Below are 22785 nucleotides of genomic sequence, written 5' to 3' on the forward strand. Positions count from 1 at the left end.
GTTATGAAGCGTAAAATGGTTTTCATGCTGCTGTGGGGAGTGTTGCTTTCCTCTTTGCCGATGGTGGCACAGCAGGTGACAAATAAAATATATATCCCGGAAATGGAGTGCGGACGGGGCAAAACGATCAACGTTCCGGTAGCAATAAGTAACGACAGCGAGATTGTCGCCCTGCAATTCGACGTGCAGTTGCCATCGGGAAGTACCATCACCGGTTCCTCCTGGAGCCTGACCGATCGCAAGTCAGATCATAGTCTGTCTGTGCGAAGGATGAGCAGTACCCATTATTTGTTCGTCGTTTATTCTCTTACAAACACACCTTTAAGAGGAAACTCCGGAAACCTGATCAACTTTTCGTTGCAAGTTCCGGAAAATTGGGAGGTCGGTGGCAAATATCCTTTTGTGATAGAAAACCCCATATTGAGTGCCCGCGATGGCAGTAACGTATGGACATCGTCCGAAGCCGGCGCCTTGATCATGATAGCTGATCCGCGTCCGGATGTAGCAGTCTCTACCGTCAAGGTCGATAAATCGTCTTATGCTCCCAGTGATAAGATTGTGGTCTCCTGGTTGGTAACCAATGAAGGAGATAAGGAGACGGGGGACGGTTGGAGCGAACAGGTTTCTTTGGTGGCGGATAATGGCGAAGAGGTTTACTTAGGCAAGGTCTATTACGAATCTATCTTGGGAGACGGCGGGACTGTGAACCGACAGGCAGAATTTACCTTATCGGATTTGCCGGGAGTCGATGGAATGGTAAAGGCCAAAGTCAAGTTGATTCCCGGGACCAATTTAGGTGAACTGGCTGCTGCCATAGGTAATAATACGGCTTATGCCGGAACAGGGTGTACGATTGCTAAAAAACTACGGGTAGAGCTTCCCACGGCAGCTATCAAAGAGAATAATACCTCTTTGATTCGTTGCAAATTGTATCGGAGTGGCACTTGGGCGAATGAGCAGGTTTTCAGTCTTCGTGCGGATAAGCCGGAGCGTTTGAATGTACCACAATCGGTGACTATACCGGCAGGGCAATCTGGCGGCACTTTCTACATCCATGCGATAGACAATGAGGTGCTGAATGTTGATTCGGTTGTAACGATCACCATTGAAGGAAACGGATACGAGACCATAACGGGCGAAGTCCATATCATAGATGACGAACTGCCTGCTTTGACTTTAATCCCCTCTAAAACAGAACTGACGGAGGGAGACACCTTTACACTCACTGTTGAACGTGAGAGTAAAAGGGATACTCCATTGACAGTGTATCTGTCGACCAGCCATAAAAGCCGTTTTAAACTTCCGGCTCAGGTAATGATTCCGGCGGGTGAGAAGAGTGTGGCAGTAGAAGTGTTGGCTGTCGATGATAATATTCCGGATGTAACGGCCGATGTCGATTTCACAGTATCGGCGGATGGATACAACGGTGGAAAATGTATCATCCTGTTGAATGACAATGATGTTCCGCAGATACAGTTGTCATTTTCTACGGAAGAGATCAATGAGTCGGCAGGAAGTACAGCCATCGTCGGACGGGTGACCCGCATCACCAACTTGGAAAGTAAGATAACGGTGAAGTTGGCGGTCAGTTCGCAGGACGCATACCTGTCTTATGAAACATTGGTTTTTCCTGCGGGAGTTAGTTCACAGGAATTTTCGATAGGAGTGGTCGATAATGCATTGAAGGACGGCGATCGCGAGGTGATTGTCACCGCATCGGTTTATCTCCCTTCGTGCAATTGTTCCGCAACGGCAACAAGCGGCGGACATGTCACGAAATCTTTTAAAATACTCGATGATGACGGGCCGTCATTATCATTAACCACTTCACAACCTACCATATTGGAGGGAGTGGCCGAAGGCATCGTGTTGAAAGTTACCAGAAATAATACGGACAATGCCGATATAACCGTAACTCTGACAAGCGATAATGAAACTGATTTGGTTTTCGACAAAACGGTTATTATACCGGCAGGCGTATCTTCTGTCGATGTCAAGGTGTATGCTAAGGCGAATGATGTTTCCGAAGGCGACCGGACCAGCACGATTATTGCCACTTCGGAGGGATATACGAAAGGTATCTGTTGGGTGATGATAACGGATCAGACATTGCCTGATGTCGCAATCAGCTATTTGGCACTTTCAAAGAAGGAAGCATTGGCCGGTGATACACTTACGGTGAGTGCGAAGGTTATCAATAAAGGTGCGGCAGAATTGCCGGCAAAGACGAAGGTCATGGTGTACCTGACGTCTGACCAGAAATATAGCAGTACCTCTAAAAAGACCTTCCTTACCACTCTATATACGCAAAAGGCGTTAATGGTAGGTGAAGAGGAACTTATTTCGAGGAATTTCGCATTGCCGGATGTAACCGGAAAATACAGCATTGTGGCAATTGTCAATGAAGATCATTCGGTTAAGGAACTGACGTCTGTAAACAATGTTTCAGATGTGCTTCCTTTGACCATGAATCCCAAGTTTTCTGTAACGGCATCGGTCGGAAAAGAATTTTATCAGCAAGGAGAAGAGATCGTTATTACCGGAAAAGTGTCTGGTGTGGATGTCGCTAATGCAAAACTGGAGGTTTATATCATCAGTAACGGAGCCCGGGAAGTCCTGCAGGCACAGGCGGATTCGGATGGAAATTACACGCTGAATTTCAAACCGGCTTCCAGGCAGATGGGACATTTTATGGTTGGCGCTTGTTATCCTGGTGAAGGTTTGAAAACTGAAATGGCCTCGTTTGATATTTATGGCATCCGGCGTACATCCGATTCCTGGATCACTTGGAACGTAACGACCGATGAACCTTACACCGACAAGATTGCCATATTTAATCCGTGCAACGTTCCTTTGACAAATGTCAAGGCGGAATTGGTTTCATTGGTGAACGGATGTCAGGTGGAGTTCGATGTCCTGTCGTCCATACCGGCCAATAGCATGGGAGAGATCGCTTATACGGTGACCGGCAACGAGCAGACCAATCTTATCGATTACGAACGGATGCCTTTGAAGATAACGACAGCCGAAGGTGCTTCTTTGTCCACTACTGTTTTCTATCATTGCAAATCACAGAAACCGGTATTGCGTGCAAATGTATCATCCATTCATACAACGGTGACGAAAGGGACTGTCCGTGATTATTCGGTTATCCTGACCAATACCGGTAAAGAAGAAACAGGCGTTGTTTCTGTGGTATTACCGTCCGATCAAAAGTGGATGACCTCTGTTACTCCTCTTGAAATGCCTTCTATTGCCGGCGGTGATAGTGCAGTGGTCGTTCTGCGGCTTGCCACAACCGATGAAATGCAATTGAATGTTCCGGTGACAGGTACGATTGGAATCAATTGCCGCAATGGCAACGGAATCCCGTTGTCTTACAGTATCGAACCGGTGTCGGAGACTAAGGGAACATTGGTAGTCGATGTAAAAGATGAATACACTTACTTTACCGATGAGGCTCCTCATGTGGAAGGGGCGAAGGTTGTTATTATGCATCCGGTGTCTCGGCAGGTTATTTATGAGGGAGTTACCGGTATCGATGGGTTGTTTACGGTGGGCGATATTCCCGAAGGGTATTATGCAATAACGGTGACGGCCGAAAAGCATGACAGTTATTCAAACAATTTGTTGGTAGATCCCGGTAAGACGACCAAAGTAGATGTGGATCTGACATTCCAAGCTATTACGTACGATTGGAATGTGGTCGAAACGGAAATACAGGATGAGTATGAAGTCGAAACGGTAGTGAAATACGAAACCAATGTTCCGGTTCCGGTAGTTGTGACTACCTATCCCAGCGAGATTTACTGTAAAAACTACATTTTCAATTTAACTCTGACTAACAAGGGATTGATTACAGCCCAGAACGTAACAATCGATGTTCCCGAGGTAGAAGGACTGAAGTTTGAACTGTTGTGTGAAAATCCCATCGCTCAGTTGCGGGCACAGGAGTCGATCATTGTCCCCGTACGTGTAACGGCAGAGGTGGAATATGATGATGTTGTCTTTACGCATTCCAGAATAACGAACACCTCTTCCGGTGCTGGTGTCGATGATCCGTCCCGGATTGTATCTTATCGCACGAAATTTAAATCAGCGGAAGCGAGGGCCGGATGGGGCACTAAATGCTTGGACTTCAGATGGAAAAAGTATTGGGAATATTATTGTTCCGGAAAGTATAAGACGGCGTCGGATTATTATGACTATTTCTATGGTCCGAATGGGTTGTGCAACAAACCGGGAAGTGGTTCCGGTGGTCCCGGTGGTGGTAGTGGCAGTGGTTTCCCGTCATTAAGCGGTGGCGGAAACTCTTCTTATGGATCGTCTTCATCGGGAAACAAAGTTTCGATAGAAATCTGTTCGAAGAAAAATAATGGCGATGACGGAGCGGATGAGCAACCCGAAGAACAACCTTGTGAGGAAAAACCTGTTTTGAAATATAAACTGGTGACAGAAAAGGGGAGTAGCCGTAGTAGCGAGGTAAAAGGTGTGGCTGCTGACGGACAGTCCAAAGTAAAAATAATATTAGATGTAGCTACTTCGAAGATTCCGTCGGATGAATGCGGATATACTGTTAAGTGGACTTTGTCGGAAGATTTGGGACACTTGGAAAATGCCGATTCCTGGACAAATGTTATATATGTAGCTCCGGAAAACTTTCCGGAGGACGATAAACCTGTTCATACGATAACTGCCCGGATGCAATATTCCAGTCAATATCATTCAGATTCGTATGATGTGAATATTGAAATAATCCGTGTTCCGGTGGTAATGATTCATGGTTTGAATTCCGATGAAACTTGTTTTGCAAAATTGCGGACCTATTTGAAAGCATCTAATTTATATCGGGGATTCCAATTGAATTGTGTGGATTATAGTACAACGAATTGCGCTTACTTTGCTGTAAATGCTTTGGATAGAAAAGTGGCGGATTGGGGTATTAAAGAGTCCCGTATGATGTGCATGGATAATGGCTACGTATCTCAAAAGGCCGATTTGGTAGGCCATAGCATGGGAGGAATCTTGTCCAGATTACATGTGCAGTATGTAGATGACAAGAATGTACATAAATTGATTACATTGAACACCCCTCATTCGGGAAGTCCGCTGGGCGATGTTTTCGGTCCTGTTTTGGATCAGCATCCCATTATAGCAGGTATTGTAGATCATTGGATACATTTTAAGCCCGATGCCATTAATGATTTGGCTTTGGATTCAAAGGCAATCGATGATTTTTTAAACAATGATGCGGCTTTATCTAAGATGAACGGGATTCCGGTTCATGCGTTGACAACGGCTGTAAATGTCATAGACCCCTCATATGTCAGCACTCCTCTTTATGAGTTAGCAGTTATCTTCAAAGCATTAGGACTGATATTCTATGATGGGTTGAACGACGGAGTAGTCTCTTTGGAAAGTCAAAAAGGAGGATTGAATGAGCCTTATACCAATAACTTGATGGGGCCCAGCCATACTGATTCTCCCAATAATGCGACTATACATAAAAGGATTCTTTCTTTATTGAACCAGCCCTCCGGATCAACAGCATTTAGTATGTCTGGTTTCCGACCAGTCGATTTACATTATAAGAGCAATGTGGACAAAAGAATGCGGAATTTATCTGTAAGGTCGGATAATGGTAATGACTTAAAACTGGAAGCTGCACTTAATCCTACGGATAACAGGAAAGTAGATATGCAGGTAGAAACCTCTTCCAATATTTTGAAGACAGTTATGATCGCTAATTTTTCTGACGGAAAATCTTATACTTCGGCTGATGAGCAGGCTTCGTGCGATATTCCTGCCACTCATAAAGGCCGGATAACAGTTTATGCCATAGGGATAGACCAGAATGACTGTCTATTGTTTGACAGTGTATATGTTGATACACCTCTTCAAACATCGGCTACTCCTGTACGGATCGCTCTTGTCCGTGATTCCGTTTACGTAGCGATTGATGAAGAGCGTACCATTCATGCAATGTGCTATTGGGACAATGGAGACCAGACGATGGTTGAACCTGTGATCACTATAGAAAAAGAGTTGGCTCACATTAGTGGTGCCACACTTATAGGTGAAAAGGCGGGTACAACTACACTGAAAGCCACGTATGAGGGATTGGTCGATCAATGTGTGTTGAGGATATATGATGGAAATAAAATAGACACGCCAGATGAAACAGATCCCGATGACGAGCCGTCCAAAGGTGTTTGCTCTACCATTTCTCTCTCTTTCAAACAGACAATAACGGTTGCTCGTCAGGCGTTCAGAGGAACGTTGACCATGTTCAACGGCCATGAAGCCCAAGCCATAGATAGCTTGCAGTTGAATCTGGAAGTGAGAGATAATGAAGGAAAGTTGGCTACTTCCCAGCAGTTTGCCGTTTCGAATGAAAGCATCGACCATTTTGGTGGAAAATTGAAAGGTCCGTGGACGTTGGAAGCAAAGCAGACGGGAACAGCTACCATTCTGTTTGTACCTTCCAAATATGCTGCCCCCACAGAGCCGAAAGAGTACTCTTTCGGAGGAACGATTACTTATAAAGATCCTTTCACCGGGCTGTTTGTGACGCGGGATTTGTATCCGGTTACGTTGACCGTGAAACCGTGTCCGGATTTGTCGCTCTCTTATTTTGTGGAACGTGATGTATTTGGCGATGATCCGGAAACGGCGGAAATAGAACCGAGCATACCGGCAGAGTTTTCATTGTTGATTAATAACGTCGGATATGGAGATGCGAATAGTGTGAAAATAGCTACGGGACAGCCGGAGATAGTCGATAACCAAAAGGGACTGGCTATACATTTTGAGATGATAGGTTTCAGCATGAACGGGCAAGCGGCCACTGCTGATTTCGCCAATCTGGACTTCGGTTCGATACAGGCCGGTAAGCAGGCATATGCCCAGTGGTATTTCACCTCTTCCTTATTGGGACATTTCACCGAGTACAACACCACTATAACGAAAGGATCGAGTTATGGAAACGAAGATTTCAACCTGTTGTCGATAGAAGGTTGTCATGAACTGATTAGGAGCTTGAAAGTACCTAATACTTCATTGACTGCTTTTATGGTGAACGATATAAAAGATGCGAACGATCTGCCCGATTGTGTCTATCTGACGGACGGTACTGTGGATGACCGGGTAACCATTGTTTCAGAGTCGGCTTCCTGCAGCAGCATGGGCAATAATCAGTATACCCTGACATTATCAGGGGCAAAAGGCTGGGTATATGGAGCGATTCATGATCCTACCAATGGCAGACAGAAACTGGCTTCCGTGACCCGTATGAGTGATGACGCCGTGATCGATTTGCAGAATTTCTGGCAAACGGACAGGACGTTGAGAGACGGTAAAGATCCACTGTACGAAAATAATCTTCGTTTTGCCGATTATCTGGCCAACGCGCAGGAGTCCTACGTCTTGACATTCACTCCCAAACCCGATCTGGTGCTGGAAGTAGAGTCATTTGGCGGGATACCGACGGGAGACATACACTCCGCTTTGACGGAAATCCTGGTGACATTCAATAAACCTATAAATACCGCGACTTTTACGGCGGACGATCTGTCATTGTACTGCCAGAACACTAAAGTTGATCTGTCTCAACTCGTTATAGAACCCGTGTCCGACACCCAATACAAACTGGATTTATCCCTGTTGCCCCCTCGCGACGGTTATCATGTACTGACCGTTCAAACGGAGGATATAGAGGATCTGGATGGTTTTTGCGGTAGTTCCGGTAAAAATGCCACATGGAATCAGTTCGTAGGCGGAAAGGTTGCCCTGTCTGTTGTTGTCACTCCGGAAGGGGCAGGGGTAGTAACTCCTAAAAACCAAGAGTACGTCTTTGGTACTAATTTGGAACTGAAGGCCGAAGCAAACGAAGGATACGACTTTGCTTGTTGGAAAATAAATGGTGAAAAGATTTCGGAAGAGCCGGTCTATAAATATCAGATTGTGGCAGACAGAACCATAAAAGCGGAGTTCAAGGCTAAATTATATGATGTTACCATTGATTATGATGTTCAGGCCGGGATAGTCTCTTTAGGTAAAGGGGTCGGTAAATATGAGTATAATACGGATATTCAGCTTTCGGCGTCACCCAATGCCGGTTATGTATTCAATGGCTGGAGAGTGGATGGCGAGATTCTTTCGACGGATGCAATTTTCTCCTTAACCATAAAGAAGAATGTGGAGATCGAAGCTGTCTTTACGAAAATACCGATCGATACAATGGTCTCTTATGAGCTTCCTACCGGTTGGAATTGGTTCTCAATCAATGTGAAAGACGAGAATCTGAATAATCCCGTCGCGTTGTTGGAATCTATAAAGCAATCTGTCGTCTCTGTCTTGGGGCAGGAGGAAGATTTGGTTTACGATGATCAATACGGCCTATACGGTTCGCTGACAGCTTTCAAACCGGATAGGGGGTATAAGGTACGCGTAAAAGAGGATGTTGATTTTTCATTGAAGGGGATTCCTTTCGCGGAGAATGAAGTGACTATAACCCTGAATAAAGGTTGGAATTGGATGGGGTATACTCCGAATATGGAAATGTCCGTCAATGCTGCATTATGCAATTTGATGGCCGAAGAGGGCGACATTGTGATGGCACAGGATCAGTTTGCCACTTATGATGGTGCAGCTTGGAAGGGCAGTCTTTCTGTTCTTGCTCCGGGTAATGCCTATCTATATTATTCCGGTTCGGTGAAATCCTTTAATTATCCGACGGGAAGTAGCAAGATGGCTATTCCTATGCTTTCCTATCGTGCATCAGAAAGTTATTATTTTGCGAAATGGCAGTACGACAAGCGTAAATATGCCGATAATATGGGAGTTATCTCCCGGCTTTACAGCAGTAGCGGGCAAGAATTGCCCGCCGGTCAATTCCTGATTGGTGCGTTTACCGGTGAAGAGTGTCGTGGCATGTCGTCAGAGGCGGATGGTTATCAGTTCGTCACTGTGCACGGTGAGCAGACGAACGAAAAGGTGACGTTCCGTGCCTATAACACGCTGACGGGTGAGGAGTTCGATATAAAAGAGACAATCCGTTTTGGCGCTAATGTGGTTGGGAGTCTGACTAATCCGTTTATACTCCATTTGGGGTCGGCAACCGGTCTTGATAAAAACGGTAGTAGTTTGTTGATCTATCCTAATCCGGTGAAAGATCGTCTGTTTATCCGGACTGATTTGCAGAATGTGAAGGAAATACGCATTATTGATATGAAAGGAAGTGTATTACTGACTACTGACACCTTGCCGTTGGGAGTAGGACTGGATGTGACTTCGTTAACGGAAGGTATCTACTTTATTACAATTCAGACGGATACGGATCTCATTCGGCAGAAGTTTGTGAAATCGAATCGTACAAAGTAGTAAGTAAAGGATGAACTTTTTTAATGGAAAAGAGTATGAAAGATCAAAAAATATATGTATTACTTTTTAGTTTGTTGTTTGCACCTCTTGTTTGGGGTGCAGGCAGCAATGCTTCCCATTGGACATTTGATCCGGCTGAATATGCGTATGATATGAATGTTCATGCAGCATTGATGTTTAATGGTATGGATGTGGAAGATTATGCAACATTTGAAGTTGCCGCTTTTTGTGGAAATGAATGCCGTGGAATCGCTAAAGCTACTGTATCACAGGGAAAGAAGTATTATGAACTCCGGGTGAATAGCAAGAAGTCTCAAGGTGATAATATAACTTTTAAATGCTATAATCAAGCTACGGGTCGGGAGTTAATGGTGGCAGAATCATTATTATTTGATGGTGAACAACATGGTACATTGAGTCATTTGTTTCAATTGACTGCTACACAACCTGTGACAGGAATCAGTCTTGATAAAACGTCAGTGACGCTGAATACTACCGATACATATACACTTATTGCCAATGTCGATCCTATCGATGCAAGTAATAAGTCTGTCATTTGGAGTAGTAGTGATGCTGCCATTGCTACTGTCGATGAAAATGGTGTCGTTATAGGTATGAAAGCCGGTACGGCTACAATCACGGCTACTACTGTTGATGGTAATTTTACTGCTACTTGTCAGGTAATAGTTAAACCGATTTTAGTGGCGTCGGTAAAAATAACCTGTGAAGAAGATCAACTTTTGCTGACCCCGAATCAGCAAACTCTTCATTTTTCCGCATCTGTTTTACCGGAGAATGCTACGGACAAAGATTTAGTTTGGAGCATAGAAAGTGGTGATGATTTGGCGACAATAACCCAGAACGGGGTACTTCAAGCCATTGACGGAGTGAAAAAAGATGGAGAAGTTGTTGTTCGTGCTACTGCTGTAGATCAGTCTAATGCATATGATGAAGTAACGGTTTCGCTTCAGGGGTTTGCGACCGGAATACAATCCTTCGATCAACAAGCGATTTTTATATCTTCTCCTGTAGCCGACCGTTTATATATTCGGGGCGATTTTGATCGTCTGAAACATATTTCGATTATTGATTCTTCCGGGCGGATATATGTTCAAGTGGAGCAGTTGATTTCGGGAGAAAGTATAGATGTATCTCCACTTTCAAGAGGAATCTATTATGTGGTGATGGAAAAAAATATGAATTGGATTTTGCAGAAATTTATTAAAATGAAGTAATGTTTTATCTTTGATTAGAAGTTGACATAAGGCTTTATTTTCCATACTATGGAAAAATAAGGCCTTTGCTCTTTTTCATTTGCATCAATGTGCTCTCTCTTTGTTGTGAGCATAAAGTCTTAAATAGAATTGTCACTTGAGAGAAAATTGACTATTATATTGATTTTGTATTATTTTACTGTGATTTTTTTACCCTGTTAATTCCTTTTTTTGTCTTGATATCCTCGCTTGGATCGTGTTGGATAAGAAAAAGGAAAAGGCTGTTTGCTAATTACGTTTTTTATGACTCAATTTACAGTTGATAACACGATGCTGACATGTTGTTTTAAGGCGAATTCGAAAAGCCTGTAATAGAGTAGAGAAATTAAAAAAACAGGAGAAAATATGAAAAAGTTGATATGTAGAAGACGGGCATATAAATATTGTTCATTGATATTGTTAAATTTAGTTTTTGGATGTTGTATTTCTTGTAGTACGGATGATGATGATAATGGCTATGATAATGATGGTGGTTCATCGGGGGGGCATACAGAATCTCCGACCCCTTCTAAAAAATCAAAGCCAACTATTTCCACTGTTGCTGCTACTACTGATATGACAGAATTTAATATTATTTTTAAAGTTAAAGCAAATGACGATGAAGATAATGTTAGCGTTACATTGTATTATGGTTCTTCTGAATCATCGATGACTAAAACAAAAACTTGTTCACGATATTATGGTGGTAGTGCTACTGCCACTAAAAATTATATTTTCTTTAAGTCGTTTGTAATGGGAAGTTCCAAATCGAAGATTTATTATAAAGGTAAAGTTCAGAATAGCGTTGGTTCTGCTGAAACATCTACTTCGTACACTTATTATAAATAGAATTCAAATCTTCATGTGTAAACGGCTTTTCATTTAAGTCGAAAGAGAATACGCTATGTTGAAATTGTTGATAGCTCGGTTTTTTAGTAAAATACTTGATATTCAATATATTGATTTATAATTCAAATGAAATCTTACATCCATTTTCATAAAATGAGTCGATATGAGTCATTTTATGAAAATGTTTTCTACATGTGATGTTTTATGAATAAATTGTGTTTAGTTTACTAAATAATATTATCATTAAACATCTGTAAAATTAATTGTTATTATGCAAGCAAAATTAATCTTTTTAATACTCCTTTTCTGGGGAATGTGGTGTTCGTCAATTTACGCTCAGTCCTTAAGTAGCTTGAAACGTGAAAACAAACAGACGATGAAAGAACTTAAGGTGAAGTATGGGTTAAGCTCTATAAAAATAGAAATGGGAGATAATGGATTCTGGTATTATTTAGTCTCTCAGAAAAAGGGAAATCAAAAATGTTATGGAGTTATTAGCAAAAACGGGAACTTTATATTTGAATGTGAGTATGAAGATATTATTTATATCAATGGTATTTATAAAGATGGTTATGTCAATTATACATTTAATTCTATGTCAGGAGGAACTGATGAATTTAAATTATATAACCATATGATGCTGGATCATTTTATTTTAGAAAAAGCTGATACGCATGAAAAACTGATATGTACTTGTGACGGTAAAATATTGAAGAGTGGGATACAAGGACAAATCACATACTTGGGTAGTTGGCTGCTGATAAATACAAAGGAAATATACACAAGACAGTTGGATGGCGTTCTAAAATTAATAATTGTAAATAATGAGTCTAAAAACATGCGTTTTATGACTTGGAATGGCATTGAAATTTTTAATGATGAAATGTTTTTGATGATCATAGCAAACAAAGCTTCCGGAAATTTCAATAATGTATTTGCTTTTAATAATCAAAATCGTATGGGAGCAATCTATTTGGAAGATTTAAATTCAATTGTACCGATTGAATATTCGGAAATACGTACAATCTCAGGTAAAAGAGAATTTGAAGTGAAACTACATCCTGCTGATAAATTTCATGTTTACAACAAGACAATGAATGAAAAATTTATTCCTAAAAATCCTGGTGAACAATTCTACGTTGAAAGAAAATATGAAGACTGCATCAAATATTATGCTACAGAGGGTGTAGCTGATGCTGATTCAAAGTTATATTCAGCTTCTGCGTTAAAAACAATTGCTATATTAAAAGTGATACAACTTCAAAATCATGTTCAAGCCCCTTCGGCCAACCAATTGAAAGATTACAACTATAACGAGATAAAAAGCCTTCTAAATGATGCTAAGACGATACTTGAGTCAGCAATGAGCCAAGATACCTTGCGAACCAAAGTATATCAAGAAAATATAAATAATTGCGATGTGTACTTAGATTTACTGGAAACATATCATGCACAATTAAAAGAAAATAGTTTTGGGAACCAATTACTAAAATCAATACTTGCAGGTATTTCCGAAGGGTTGAAACAAGCTGCGGTAAAATCGATTAACGCTTCTTCGCTAAATATTGGCAAGAATTCTCATAGTACTGCAAATGATGATGGACGGCATAACTCATCTACTTCTAACTCTACCGGGTCAAGTAATTCTTCAAATAGTGGCGGATTGAGTGATGGTGTGCAAAATCGTATCAGACAAGTAGAAAAAAACATTGCGAATGAAACTGAATACTTGCAACATGCTCAAAAACGCTACAATAGTAATCCTACAAGTGCAGGGAAAAGAGAAATAGAGGCTCACAAACGAGCGATAGAGGGTTATAGAAAACAAATAGAGGATTTAAAGAGTGGAAGATAGTGATAAATAAAAAAAATCGATATCAGGGTATTTCAAACCGAAATAAAATGCTCTATTAGAAATGGAGACTCAAAATCAAAAGGTAGAGAAGGTTAGCAGGACAATAAGATCTTACCGGATTTGGATATTGGGCAGTCTTTATTTTTGGGGATTCCATTGAAGGATAGGAAAAGAAATTCAGAAAATCTCAATCCTGTAAATTAGCCGCCAGGAATTTCCGCATTTCTTCTACACTTTTTCCTCTACGGCGGGCATAATCTTGCAACTGATCTTCTCCAATCTTTCCTACAGAAAAATATTCAGAGGCAGGATGTGCAAACATTAAACCACAGACGGAGGCATGCGGATACATAGCTCCGTTTTCTGTTAGCTTTATGCCGATTTGCTTCATGTTCAGGAGCTCGTCTAAAAGGAAGTTTACCGATTGGTCGGGTAAAGACGGATAACCTACAGCCGGACGAATACCTTGATATTTCTCTATAAGTAGTTCCGGAATAGTCAGATTTTCGTCTTTAGCATATCCCCAGGCTTCCTTACGCACATGTTCGTGCATTTTTTCCGTAGCTGCTTCCGCAAGCCGGTCGGAGAGAGTCTGTACTAAAAGATGCTTGTATGGATCTTTTTCGTATAACCCTTCCATATCCGCATCGATCGTGGCGGCAAAAGCACCTACCGTATCAGTTATTCCGGAAGATAGCGGACGTACAAAATCACTGAGGCAAAGGAACGGACCTCCTTCGCGCTTCTTCATCTGCTGGCGGAGCAAAGGGAACGTAACTCCGTCTAATATGAGATTGTCCCCCTCCGAGTTAGCTTTGCATAGCTTGAAAATTGTTTTTACTTCGAAGTCTTCGTCCAGCAGATTTAACATTCGATTGGCTTCCTTAAAAAGCTGCATCGCTTCTGATGCTTTCGGACGTTCTTCTTCCGGAAAAGACGTCAACCAGGATGCGCGACAAACATCGCATCCGTGTATATCGGCAATAGCAGCAAAGCGAGGTTGGAATCCCCACGCATGAAAGAAGTAGATCCAGTTGATATAGGAGCTGACTTCATGGACTTTATAATGTAAAATGGTAATCAAGCGATTAAAAATTAATGATTAGTGGTAAGTGATCTGCTAATCACTAATTTCTGATTCTCAGTTCCTGTCCCCTATAGTTTTCATCTATTGCACCGTCCGAGTATAACAGATGTCCATTTACAAATGTCTTTTCGACTTTCCATCGGAAAGTATGTCCTTCCAACGGGCTCCATTGGCATTTGCTGAAAATACAATCTTTGGTTACCGTCCATTCCGTATTAGGACGAACGAGTACCAGATCGGCCTGATTACCGGTACGGATAAAACCTCGATTGTGTATTTCGTAAATCTGTGCGGGCGCATGGCACATCTTTTCCACTATCTTCTCGATGGTGAATACTCCTTCGTCTACCAACCCGAGCATACTGACCAGTGAAAATTGTATCATAGGCATTCCTGATGCCGCTTTCAGTGCACCACCTTCTTTGTCTTTGAGTAAATGCGGAGCATGATCGGTGGCTATTACGTCGATCAGGCCGGAGTTGACGGCATCACGTAAGGCATTCCGTTCTTTTTTCTTGATGGCCGGGTTACATTTGATACGAGTACCCAACTCTTGGTAATCACTCGAAGTAAATAAAAGATGGGAAACACATGCCTCGGCTGTAATCCTTTTCTCTACGAGGGGAATATTCTCGAGTAACTGCAATTCTTTGGCAGTCGATATATGCAGAATATGTAGACGCGCATCGGCTATCCGCGCCAGGCGTACTGCCAGTTCTGACGACTGGTAACAGGCTTCTGTCGACCGGATATTCGGATGATATCTTAAAGGAACATCACCGTCTGCTCCGTATTTGGTTAGATATTTTTCAGTGTTTTCTTTGATAATACCTTGATCTTCACAGTGAGTGGCTATTAATAAATCCGTACTGTTGAATATGTTCAGCAGGCTTGTCATTTTATCGACCAGCATATTACCGGTGCTCGATCCCATGAATAGCTTGACACCGCATACGCGATGCTTGTCCAATTGCTCCAATAAAGGATAATTATTATTGGTAGCTCCGAAGTAGCAGGAATAATTGACGGAACATTTCTCTGCCATTAAATCGAACTTTGCATTCAGTGCATCCAGGGTGGTTGTTTGCGGACTCGTATTGGGCATATCCATAATCGAAGTTACTCCACCTGCCGCAGCTGCCCGGCTTTCGCTTGTAATATCGGCTTTTTGAGTCAATCCGGGATCGCGGAAGTGTACATGATCATCAATCACTCCGGGTAATAAATAACATCCTGTAGCATCAATTGTTTCATCACAAGGTACGACAGGCCCTTCATCGCCCACCCATATTTCTGCTATCTTTTCTCCTTCTATCACTACGGAACCGGCTACCTGCCGTCCTTCGTTTACTATGATTGCATTTTTTATAAAAGTTCTTTTCATTTTTTCGGGGGTATTAATCACGGATTGCTGCATTTCGGATATTTATGAAACCAACTGCCTATTTTCAACTTGATGACTCCGAATACGGCTTCACCGAAGATACTGCCATTCATCTTTGAAGTTCCTAACTCTCTGTTGATGAAGATAACCGGTACTTCAGTGATTTTAAATCCACATTTGTAGGCCGTAAATTTCATTCCTATCTGAAAGGCATATCCTTTGAATTGTATATTGTCCAAATCGATGGTTTCGAGAACACGGCGGCGATAGCATTTGAATCCGGCAGTCGTGTCGTGTATCGGAATTCCGGTGATGAACCGGACATATTTGGATGCGAAGTATGACATTAATACACGTCCCATAGGCCAGTTTACTACATTGACTCCACTTACGTAGCGTGAACCGATGGCTACATCGCTTCCATCTTCAGCGCAGGCTTTGTACAAACGGGGCAGATCCTGGGGATTGTGACTGAAATCGGCATCCATTTCAAAAATATATTGATAGTTGTGGGCCAGCGCCCATTTGAATCCCGCAATATATGCAGTTCCTAATCCTAATTTACCTTTACGCTCCACCATGAACAAACGGTCCGGATACTCTTCCTGCAACTTTTTGACGATAGCCGCCGTACCGTCCGGTGAACCATCTTCAATGATGAGTATATGAAACACTTTATCTAATCCGAATACCGCGCGGATAATATTTTCTATATTTTCCCGCTCGTTGTAAGTGGGGATGATAACAATGCTGTCCGATGGTGTTTGCATAAGCGTATTTGTATTTGCGACAAATGTAACGTTTTTCCGTTACTTACAAAAAATAGTATATTAAAACTAAGGATAATTTAGTACTTTTGCGGGGATTTTCACCACAGAGGATGCAGAGTCTTACATCGTTGTGTTTTTTTATAGAAACAGAACGATGCTTTATCCGTTAGATGGTGAGTTAAAAAAAACAGGAATAATGACTATCACTGAACTGCAACAACAATATGCCGTCCATCCCAATGTGACGGCCATGAACCGGCTGCTGAAAGATGTTTCCGTAAAACATATTTTTTGTGGGGGATTGTGTGCATCTTCCGCTTCGCTTTTCTTTTCTGTATTGGTGCGGAAAGAGACCTGTCCGTTTGTTTTTATCTTGAGCGATCTTGAAGAAGCGGGATATTTCTATCATGACCTTACGCAAGTATTGGGAGGGGAGCGGATACTGTTTTTTCCTTCTTCTTTCCGTCGCGCTATCAAATACGGACAGAAAGATGCGGCAAATGAGATACTTCGTACCGAGGTTCTCAGTCGTTTGCAGAAAGGGGAGAAGGGGCTGTGTGTGGTTACCTATCCCGATGCATTGGCAGAGAAAGTCGTTTCCCGGAAAGAGTTGAGCGATAAGACGCTTAAGCTCGGTGTTGGCGAACGTGTTGATTCCACTTTCGTAACCGATGTGTTGCATAGTTACGGTTTCGAGTATGTTGACTATGTTTATGAGCCGGGTCAATACGCGGTTCGCGGAAGTATTATCGATGTTTTTTCTTTCTCATCGGAGTATCCCTATCGTATTGACTTTTTTGGAGATGAAGTGGAGAGCATCCGTACGTTTGAAGTGGATTCGCAACTTTCCCGTGAAAAGAAAGACAGTATTGTCATAGTGCCCGATCTGGCGGTGACAGGGATGGCATCGACCTCTTTTCTTGATTTCATTCCGAGGGATGCCGTACTTGCCATGCGTGATTTCCTGTGGTTGCGTGAACGTATACAGAGCGTGCATGATGAGGCGTTGACTCCACAGGCGATTGCCGTACAGGAGGCCGAAGAAAACGGGGGCATTACACTTGAAGGGAAACTGATTGACGGGAGTGAATTTACAGTTCATGCGCTTGATTTCCGGCGTCTGGAGTTTGGTAATAAACCTACCGGTACAGCCGATGCCACGGTGTCTTTTGATGTGACGGCACAACCTATTTTCCATAAGAACTTTGATTTGGCGGCCGCTTCTTTTCAAGAGTATCAGGAAAAAGGATATTCACTGTATATCTGTAGTGACAGTACAAAACAGACCGATCGTATCCGTGCCATCTTTGAGGATAGGGGGGATAAAATTTCTTTTATAGCCGTGGAACGTACTCTTCACGAAGGTTTTGCAGATAATGAATTGCGGCTTTGCGTTTTTACGGATCATCAGTTGTTCGATCGTTTTCATAAATACAATCTGAAAAGCGACAAGGCCCGTTCGGGTAAAGTGGCTCTTTCATTAAAGGAACTCAATCAGTTTACTCCCGGTGATTATGTGGTGCATACCGATCACGGAGTAGGACGTTTTTCCGGATTGGTACGTATCCCTAATGGCGATACCACACAGGAGGTCATGAAATTGGTTTACCAGAATGACGATGTGGTTTTTGTTTCGATCCATTCGTTGCACAAGGTATCGAAGTATAAAGGAAAGGAGGGAGAACCTCCCCGTTTGAATAAATTGGGAACCGGTGCTTGGGAGAAGTTGAAGGAGCGCACCAAGACCAAGATAAAAGACATTGCCCGTGATCTGATAAAACTTTACTCACAACGTCGTGAAGAAAAAGGATTTGCATATAGTCCGGATAGCTTTTTACAACGGGAACTGGAGGCGTCTTTCATCTATGAGGATACCCCTGACCAAAGCAAAGCGACGGCTGAAGTAAAAGCAGACATGGAACGTGACCGCCCCATGGACCGTCTGGTTTGCGGGGATGTAGGTTTCGGAAAAACGGAAGTGGCTATTCGTGCCGCATTTAAGGCGGTGGCCGACAATAAGCAGGTGGCCGTACTGGTGCCTACAACCGTATTGGCGTATCAGCATTTTCAGACCTTCCGTGAACGCTTGAAAGGGCTTCCCTGCCGGGTGGAATATCTGAGCCGTGCCCGTACGGCGGCACAAGCCAAAGCAGTGCTCAAAGGCCTTAGCGACGGAGAGGTCGGTATTCTTATCGGTACACACCGCATCTTGGGAAAGGATGTACATTTCAAAGATCTCGGTTTGCTGATTATCGATGAAGAACAAAAGTTCGGAGTATCCGTGAAAGAGAAGTTGCGCCAACTGAAAGTAAATGTAGATACACTGACCATGACTGCTACTCCTATTCCGCGTACGCTTCAGTTTTCATTAATGGGTGCACGAGATCTGAGCGTGATTTCCACACCGCCGCCCAATCGTTATCCGATACAGACCGAGCTACATACTTTCAATGAAGAGATTATTGCCGATGCCATTAATTTTGAGATGAGTCGCAACGGACAGGTGTTTTTCGTCAACAACCGTATTGCAAACTTGCCGGAATTGAAAGCTATGATCCTTCGCCATATTCCCGATTGCCGTATTGCCATCGGGCACGGACAAATGGAACCGTCGGAATTGGAACAGATTATCCTCGGATTTGTAAATTATGATTATGATGTATTGCTTGCTACCACTATTATAGAAAGCGGTATCGACATTCCCAATGCAAATACGATTATTATCAATCAGGCACAGAATTTCGGTTTAAGCGATCTTCACCAGATGCGCGGGCGGGTAGGGCGTAGTAATAAGAAAGCATTTTGCTATCTGCTTGCTCCTCCGTTGTCGTCACTTACCCCGGAGGGGAAACGGCGTTTGCAGGCTATTGAGAATTTTTCTGATTTGGGTAGCGGTATTCATATTGCCATGCAGGATCTCGATATTCGCGGTGCAGGAAATATGTTGGGAGCCGAGCAAAGCGGATTCATAGCCGACTTAGGGTATGAAACTTATCAGAAAATCCTTTCCGAAGCTGTACACGAATTGAAAACGGATGAGTTTGCCGAACTGTATGCCGATGAGATAAAAGGAGAAGGTGCGGTGAGCGGCGAACAGTTTGTGGAGGAGTGCCAGGTAGAGAGCGATCTGGAGTTGCTGCTGCCTGCCACTTATGTTACCGGTAGCAGTGAACGCATGCTTTTGTATCGCGAATTGGACGGATTGACATTGGATAGGGATGTAGATGCTTTTCGTTCGCGGCTTGAAGACCGTTTCGGGCCTGTACCTCCTGAGACGGAAGAGCTGTTGCGGATCGTGCCGCTTCGTCGGCTTGCTGCCCGGTTGGGTGCTGAGAAGGTTTTTCTTAAGGCCGGCCGGATGACCTTGTTTTTCGTTTCCAACCCGGAGAGTCCGTTCTATCAAAGTCAGGCATTTGGCAAAGTGATCGATTATATGATGAAATACACCCGCCGTTGTGATTTGCGTGAGCAAAACGGAAGGCGCTCGATGCTGATAAAAGACATTCCGAATGTGGAAACGGCGGTCGGTGTATTGCAGGAAATAGTGGCTTTGCCCGTTGGATAAGGAATTATCAGTCGTATTCTCATGTATGATCAGTCGTATTTTCATCCTCACCCCGTCCGGAAGGCATTTTGGACGGGGTGTGCCCATTGAGGCTCGCTATTCTGGAACGTTGGTAATGATAGCTTACATCTCGTAGGCGTGACTTCCTCCTCCCGTTAGAAATAGAATCCTAAATTTACGTAGAATCCTACTTTTTTGCATTGGTTGGAGTATCCTAATGAAGCTTCCAAGGGGCCGAACATGCTATCGATTCCGTATCCTAAACTGAAACCATAGATGCATTTGTCTTCCAGAATATCAAAGAAATTATTGTTGTTCAGCGCTACGTTTCCGGTGAGACTTATGTAATGTTTGCTCCATAAGCGTTGACGAAGTTTCAATGCACCTACCACAACGGAGTTTTTCATGATTTCGATGTTGTCTATTCCTGCAAATGGCATTTGTTGGGAGATGAAACGACCGAAATAGTCACCTCCTAATGCATTGGTGTATGGGTAGGGAATATCTCTACCGATGAGTACCCTGCCGTATACAGAGGGGAGCAGTGCGATTCGGTTGGTAAGTTGAAAGGCTTCCGACCATGAAATACTGAGTGCGGAGAATGGGGCATGTCCTTTATATTTTGCTAAGTTGTCGGTATAGAGCACATAGCCGGCTTTAAAATCGGCTCCTTTATTCGGGAAATATCCTTTGTTGAACGTATTGTAATGTACTTGTGCAAAATAGCTGAAAAAATGTTCCGGTTGAATTTTCAGATTATATTCCGAACTGTTGTACAGGAAATCTTTATACTTAAAGTATTCGAAGCGTGCTCCGATAGCAAAGCGCAGATTTTTGTACCAGACATCGGAGAAACTGAATTCGCCCGAATGATATTTATAAGTGGTATTGTATGCCCGGTCACCATGATTGTAGATATTGATATCATTGTATTCGAAGAGATAACCGAGATTAAAGTTTCTCATCTGCATTGGTTCCAGAGTATAGTCTACACGGGCGGCATATCGTTTTCCTAAGCGTCCGGTGACGGATATCTTAGAGGGAATACGGGTTTTCAGGTTTGATGTGGCATTCAGTAACACAGAGGCTGTTTCCTCGGAGTCGAAGCGAATTCCTAAATTTATATTTCTTTCATATTTCTCTTCCAATAGAAAGTCGAGTTTGTAGCCTTCCGGCATATTGGTCAGTTTATAACTGACGTTGGAATAGGCTTGGCTTCCTCTCAGTACCGAAAGGGCTTTTTCCAGTTGCGCCACACTGATCTCACTATCCTCTTTCAACTTGCATTTCCGTATCATCCACTTTTTGTCGGCATCTTCAATGCCGGAGAAATTAATCTCTTTTACAAAAAACTTCCGGGAAGAAGAGAGAGAAGTGTACGGCCCGTGAGCTTCCGGTTTATAATCTTCCGGGATGCCGATTTTCTTCTTCAGTTTTAACAAGTCGTCCCATTTCTCAAGTGCGGCTTCTTCTCCACGGTTCGTCAGTGTATCGAGTGCGTTCGGGGTGAAGCTGGCTGAAGAGTATCCTTTTACATTTACTTTAATGTGGACGTCTGATGCGGCAACGTTTCTTGCGTAATTTTCCTGTGTGGTCAGATCTATGATTTGTAGCAGAATATCAGGTGCCGTATTCAACTCTTCTTCCGTTCGCAATTTATTTTGAACATCTACCCCGATGATGATTTCCGCTCCCATGGCTTTGGCCACATTTACCGGATAATTATTCTTCATACCTCCGTCTACCAATACCATGCCGTCAATTCGTACCGGAGTGAATACACCGGGAATAGCCATGCTGGCGCGCATGGCAGTGGAAAGCACGCCGTCATGAAATACGATTTCTTTTCCATTTACTACGTTTTCCGAAACACAGGCAAAAGGAATCGGTAATTTATTGAAATCGATTGAATCGTGATATCCTACGGTCAGGTCAGAGAATAGATTGGCAAGATTCTGTCCTTTGATAACTCCTCCCGAAGCTTGTTCTTTGAAACGTTTTCCGGTGAGAGGGAGCGATAGCACGAAGGTTTCTGATTTTTCTCTTTCGGACATCGTTTGCTGGCTTCGTTTGATACGGTCGCTGAGCAGGAAAGTCCAGTCCTGCTTTTTCACCATGCTGTCCAGTTGCTGGGGGGTATAGCCGATAGCGTATAATCCTCCGATAATAGATCCCATACTGGTGCCTACGATATAATCGATGGGAATACCGGCTTCTTCGATAACTTTGAGTGCTCCGATATGTGCAACTCCTTTTGCACCGCCACCACTGAGAACCACGCCTACTTTTTTGCGCTGCTGTGCGGAAGAGGGCAAGGTAAAAAAAAGACAAGTCAGGAGAACCAATGTCAGAGATAAATGTTTTTTCATTAAGGATATTTGTTATATCTATTATTATAAAGTACAAATGTATGCGATAATTTGTTTAGTAGTAGAAGATATTTATCTCGTTTTTTGGTCCGAAAGTCGGATTTGTAGATAAATTCCACAATTAGAAAAGAAAATCTACAATTCTGTGAATATACTGTTTGGGATATAATGAACTGATTTATAATGAAAAATACAATATTAATTACTTTGGTATACAATTTGTATGCTACAAAACTAAGAACAAACATAAGTTAAATTAAATAATTCATCCG

9 protein-coding genes are annotated in these 22785 nt (G+C 42.7%); 5 read left to right on the top strand and 4 right to left on the bottom strand.

Annotated elements, in window-relative coordinates:
- Window positions 1–3: 3 nt before the first annotated feature.
- The 4 genes from RB604_RS12130 to RB604_RS12145 all read left to right on the top strand — a co-directional run bounded on the left by RB604_RS12130 (window position 4) and on the right by RB604_RS12145 (window position 13338).
- Window positions 4–9381 carry an InlB B-repeat-containing protein gene (locus tag RB604_RS12130; RefSeq protein WP_007480431.1) on the top strand — a complete coding sequence of 3126 codons (9378 nt, stop codon included), beginning with the start codon at window positions 4–6 and terminating at the stop codon, window positions 9379–9381.
- A 35-nt stretch (window positions 9382–9416) separates the two neighbouring features.
- On the top strand, window positions 9417–10616 hold the full coding sequence (locus RB604_RS12135; RefSeq protein ID WP_007480432.1) for an Ig-like domain-containing protein: 1200 nt from the start codon (window positions 9417–9419) through the stop codon (window positions 10614–10616).
- A 384-nt stretch (window positions 10617–11000) separates the two neighbouring features.
- Window positions 11001–11483 (top strand): hypothetical protein, encoded by a 483-nt coding sequence (locus tag RB604_RS12140; protein ID WP_005923758.1) that lies wholly within the window; start codon window positions 11001–11003, stop codon window positions 11481–11483.
- 376 nt (window positions 11484–11859) lie between these two features.
- The gene (locus RB604_RS12145) at window positions 11860–13338 is read left to right on the top strand and encodes a hypothetical protein (RefSeq protein WP_224202874.1); all 1479 of its coding nucleotides are present in this window, start codon (window positions 11860–11862) and stop codon (window positions 13336–13338) included.
- A 187-nt stretch (window positions 13339–13525) separates the two neighbouring features.
- On the opposite strand, the gene RB604_RS12150 is transcribed toward RB604_RS12145, so the two are convergent.
- Genes RB604_RS12150 through RB604_RS12160 form a run of 3 tightly spaced genes read right to left on the bottom strand, consistent with a single transcriptional unit; the run spans window position 13526 to window position 16579 of the window.
- Window positions 13526–14422: a vitamin B12 dependent-methionine synthase activation domain-containing protein gene (locus RB604_RS12150; protein ID WP_055295514.1), complete on the bottom strand. Its 897-nt coding sequence runs from the start codon at window positions 14420–14422 to the stop codon at window positions 13526–13528.
- A gap of 43 nt (window positions 14423–14465) precedes the next feature.
- Window positions 14466–15809, bottom strand: coding sequence for a dihydroorotase (locus RB604_RS12155; protein WP_044093971.1), 1344 nt, complete (start codon window positions 15807–15809; stop codon window positions 14466–14468).
- A gap of 17 nt (window positions 15810–15826) precedes the next feature.
- A complete protein-coding gene (locus RB604_RS12160) occupies window positions 15827–16579 on the bottom strand; it encodes a polyprenol monophosphomannose synthase (RefSeq protein ID WP_005923747.1) in 753 nt (250 codons plus the stop codon).
- A gap of 196 nt (window positions 16580–16775) precedes the next feature.
- Here RB604_RS12160 and mfd point away from each other — a divergent pair, with 196 nt between their 5' ends.
- On the top strand, window positions 16776–20144 hold the full coding sequence (gene mfd / locus RB604_RS12165) for a transcription-repair coupling factor (RefSeq protein ID WP_055295525.1): 3369 nt from the start codon (window positions 16776–16778) through the stop codon (window positions 20142–20144).
- Window positions 20145–20299: 155 nt separating this feature from the next.
- On the opposite strand, the gene RB604_RS12170 is transcribed toward mfd, so the two are convergent.
- Window positions 20300–22513, bottom strand: a complete 2214-nt coding sequence (locus RB604_RS12170) for a patatin-like phospholipase family protein (RefSeq protein ID WP_021935453.1) — start codon at window positions 22511–22513, stop codon at window positions 20300–20302.
- Window positions 22514–22785: the final 272 nt, after the last annotated feature.

This window comes from Bacteroides salyersiae (genome assembly GCF_031172035.1).
Taxonomy (GTDB): domain Bacteria; phylum Bacteroidota; class Bacteroidia; order Bacteroidales; family Bacteroidaceae; genus Bacteroides; species Bacteroides salyersiae.

Excerpts from the sequence above, each read along its gene's own strand:
- RB604_RS12130 (WP_007480431.1), top strand. The coding sequence starts at position 4 with ATGAAGCGTAAAATGGTTTTCATGCTGCTGTGGGGAGTGTTGCTTTCC.
- RB604_RS12135 (WP_007480432.1), top strand. The coding sequence starts at position 9,417 with ATGAAAGATCAAAAAATATATGTATTACTTTTTAGTTTGTTGTTTGCA.
- RB604_RS12140 (WP_005923758.1), top strand. The coding sequence starts at position 11,001 with ATGAAAAAGTTGATATGTAGAAGACGGGCATATAAATATTGTTCATTG.
- RB604_RS12145 (WP_224202874.1), top strand. The coding sequence starts at position 11,860 with ATGAAAGAACTTAAGGTGAAGTATGGGTTAAGCTCTATAAAAATAGAA.
- RB604_RS12155 (WP_044093971.1), bottom strand. The coding sequence starts at position 15,809 with ATGAAAAGAACTTTTATAAAAAATGCAATCATAGTAAACGAAGGACGG.
- RB604_RS12160 (WP_005923747.1), bottom strand. The coding sequence starts at position 16,579 with ATGCAAACACCATCGGACAGCATTGTTATCATCCCCACTTACAACGAG.
- mfd (WP_055295525.1), top strand. The coding sequence starts at position 16,776 with ATGACTATCACTGAACTGCAACAACAATATGCCGTCCATCCCAATGTG.
- RB604_RS12170 (WP_021935453.1), bottom strand. The coding sequence starts at position 22,513 with ATGAAAAAACATTTATCTCTGACATTGGTTCTCCTGACTTGTCTTTTT.